We start from the raw sequence: 3,652 nt of genomic DNA, 5'->3' as shown, positions 1-3,652 counted from the left end.
TGCGTCAGATGTTTATATGAGACTTTATCTCTTGGTCGTCCCCCCGGGGGGTGCCGGAGCGTTGGGCCGGGACTATGCCTATGGCTTCGGGGCCGACGCCGGCGGCGGCGAGCGCGGCGCGCACCACGTTGGCCTGGGCGGGGCGACTGGGCGCGGTGAGCCCGTTGCTGCGGCCGTCCTGCGTCATGGCCGAGCCGCGGATCACGGCGTGCACCGGCCGGCGCTGGGCCGCGGCGTCCCCGGCCCGCTGCAAGATGACCGCGCCACTGCCCTCACCTGCGACGAAGCCATCGGCCCTGGCGTCGAACGCCTTCACCTTGCCGTCCGCGGAGAGCATGCTCATCTTGCACGCCTGCACGATGGCGCTGGGGTCGAGCAGGGCGGAGGCCGCGGCGATGATGGCCATGTCGCACTCGCCCTTGCGCAGGCTCTGCACCGCCAGGTGGGTGGCGGTCAGCGCGGAGGAGCATGCGGTGTCCACGGTCAGGGTGGGACCGCGCAGATCGAGGTGGTAGGCGATGCGGCCGGCGGCTGCGCTGGCCGAAAGGCCCAGGAAGAAGCTGGGATCGTCGAAGCACGCCTGCCCCTCGGCCTCGATCTGCCGCCGGGAGTACTGGGTGGAGTCGCTGAGCCCGAGGAACACACCGGTCTTGCTGCCGCGCATCCGCTCGGCCGGGATGCCGGCGTCCTCCATGGCCAGCCAGACCATCTCCATCAGCATCCGGTGCTGGGGGTCGAGGCGCAGCGCCTCCTGTGGGGTGCAGCCGAAGAACTCGGCGTCCCAGTCGGCGAGGTCGGTGACGAAGGACGCCTTGCGGGTGTAGGCCTTGCCCGGCACACCCTTGCGCGGGTGGTAGTAGGCGTCCATGTCCCAGCGGTCGGCGGGCACTTCGGATGCGGCTTCGACGCCGTCGAGCAGGTTCTGCCAGAAGGCGTCAGGACCGTCTGCGCCGCCCGGGAAGCGGCAGCCCATGCCGAGTACGGCGATGGGCGCGTCGGCCGCCGCCGGCAGGGTGACCTGCGCGGGTGTGGTCGCGGCGGAGGCCGCAGGCAGCCCGTCGACCAACTCGGTGTGCAGGTACTGGGCGAGGGCCAGCGGGCTCGGGTGGTCGAAGGTGAGGGTGGCGGCCAGCCGCAGGCCGGTGGCCGCGGCGAGCCGGTTACGGAGTTCGACGGCGGTCAGCGAGTCGAAGCCGAGCGCGGTGAACGGCTTGCCCACGTCGACGCCGTCGGGCCGGCCGTGACCGAGCACCGTGGCGACCTGCCCCGCCACCAGGTCCAGCAGGTGCCGGTCCCGTTCGGGCCCGGACAGCGCGGCCAGGGTCGCCCGGAGCTGGTCCGTACTGCCCTGTTCGCCGCCGTGGTGGGCGGTGCGCCGGCTGCTGCCGGGACCGGCCAGCCCGCTGAGCAGCGGCGGCAGCGGGCCGTGGGCCGCGACCTTGGCCACGTTCAGCTTCACCGGTACGAGGGCGGACGCGCCGTGTGCCAGGCCCGCGTCGAACAGGGCGAGTCCTTCGTCGGGGCTCATGGCGACCACGCCGCTGCGGGCGAACCGTTCCCGGTCGGCCGCGCCGCGCGCGGCGGTCTGGCCGGCGCCCTGTCCCCACCAGCCCCAGGCCATCGAGACGCCGGAAAGACCGGCCGCCCTGCGGGCCCGTACCACGGCGTCCACCGCGGCGTTGGCCGCCGCGTAGTTGCCTTGGCCCGGGCTGCCGAGCACGCCGGCGGCCGAGGAGAAGACGACGAACAGCCGGCATTCGGCGGTCCGGGTCAGCGCGTCGAGCCGGCACAGGGCGTCGACCTTGGGGCCGAAGGCCCGGGCCACCCGCGTCGGGTCCAGGGCCGTGATCACCCCGTCGTCCAGTACGGCGGCGCAGTGCACCACGCCGACCAGTGGGCGTTCGGCGCGGATCTGCGCGACCAGGGCGTCCACTTCGGTCGGCTCGGCGATGTCGCAGGCCAGGACGTCGACGCGGGCCCCGAGGGCGGTGAGGTCGGCCCGCAGTTCGTCGACGCCCGCCGCTTCGGGGCCGCGCCGGCTGACCAGCACCAGATCGCGGGCCCCGTACTCGGTCACCAGGTGCCGGGCCACGAGGCGGCCCAGGTCGCCGGTGCCGCCGGTGATGAGGACCGCGCCGCCGGTCGCCGCCGCGGGGTCCACGGTCAGCACGATCTTGCCGGTGTGCCGGGCCTGGGCCATGAAGCGGAACGCCTCGGGCGCCTGCCGCACGTCGAAGAGGGTGGCCGGCAGGGGGGTGAGCACCCCGCGGGCGAAGAGTTCCATCAGCTCGCCCAGCATGGCCGCCACCCGGTCGAGCCCGGCGTCCAGCGCGTCGTACGCCTGGTAGTGCACGTCGGGCCGGGCGGCGGCGACCTCCTCGTCGGTACGGATGTCGGTCTTGCCCATCTCAAGGAACCGGCCGTCGGCGGCGAGGAGCCGCAGCGAGGCATCGACGTACTCGGCCGCCAGCGAGTTCAACACCACGTCCACGCCGCGGCCACCGGTGGCGGCGCGGAACGTGTGCTCGAAGTCCAGGCTCCGCGACGAGGCGATGCGCTCCGCCGGCACCCCGAGGGACCGCAGGACCGACCACTTCCACGGGCTCGCGGTGGCGTACACGTCGGCGCCGAGGTGGCGGGCGAGTTGGATGGCCGCCATGCCGACGCCGCCGCTGGCCGCGTGGACGAGCAGGCTCTCGCCCGGCTGCACGTCGGCGATCCGGCACAGCCCGTAGTACGCGGTGAGGAAGACCACCGGGACGGTCGCGGCCTCGGCGAAGGTCCAGGCGTCTGGCATCCGCACCCAGCCGCGCCGGTCGCTGACGACCACCGAGCCGAAGGAGCCGAAGGCCAGGCCGACCACTCTGTCCCCCGGCGCGAGGTCGGTGACCTGCGCGCCGACCGCCAGTACGGTGCCCGCGGCCTCCGTGCCGAGCAACCCCACGTCGCCGCGCATCATGCCGAGGCCGGCGACCACGTCGCGGAAGTTGAGCCCGGCGGCCCGTACTTCGACCCGGATCTGGAGCGGGTCGAGTTCCTGCCACACGTCGTCGGCGGCCAGCCACTCCAGGTTCTCAGCCGACCCCGCCTCCCGCATGCCCACCCGCATCGCCTGCCGCGTCTCGACGGAGGCCGTCAAGGCCGCGGGGGCGAGCGGCAGGGACTTGCTCTGGTGGGTACGGGTGAGCCTGGGTGCGTGGAACTCGCCCTTACGGAGGGCGAGTTGGGGTTCTTCGCTGTGCGCGACGGCCGTGACGAGTTCCGGGCTCAGCCGCGTGTCCGGCTCCACATCGAGCACGGTGATCCGACCCGGGCTCTCCGCCTGCGCCGAACGCAACAAACCCCACACGGCCGCGGAACCCGCATCCACCGGCTCGTGCTGAGCAATACCGACACCGCGCTCGGTCACCACCACCAGCGGCCGATCACCATCCTCAGCCAACCACTCCTGCACCGCCTCCAACGCGGCACAAGTCACGGAACGCGCGGGTTGGGCCTGGTCGTACGAGGTGCCGGGGACGGCTTCCCCCGTCGGGGCGGCGGGCCCGGGCACGGGGTCAGTGAGGGCGGGGGCATCAGTGAGGGCGGAGGCGTCAGTGAGGGGGACGGTGGCCGGGGAAACAGTGGCGAGGGCAGACGTCGGAGCGGTCCA

At 73.4% G+C, this 3,652-nt stretch carries 1 protein-coding gene; it reads right to left on the bottom strand.

Features of this window, described 5'->3' with window-relative positions; translation table 11 throughout:
• Positions 1 to 4: 4 nt before the first annotated feature.
• Positions 5 to 3,652 (bottom strand): SDR family NAD(P)-dependent oxidoreductase (locus tag AAHZ94_RS30470; RefSeq protein ID WP_502964831.1); only part of this gene is annotated, 3,648 nt, incomplete at its 5' end.

Source organism: Streptomyces sp. HSW2009, from assembly GCF_040240285.1.
In the GTDB taxonomy this organism is placed as follows: Bacteria; Actinomycetota; Actinomycetes; order Streptomycetales; family Streptomycetaceae; genus Streptomyces.
Note: the sequence above shows the minus strand (reverse complement) of the source record. Positions and strands in the feature narration are given on the sequence as shown.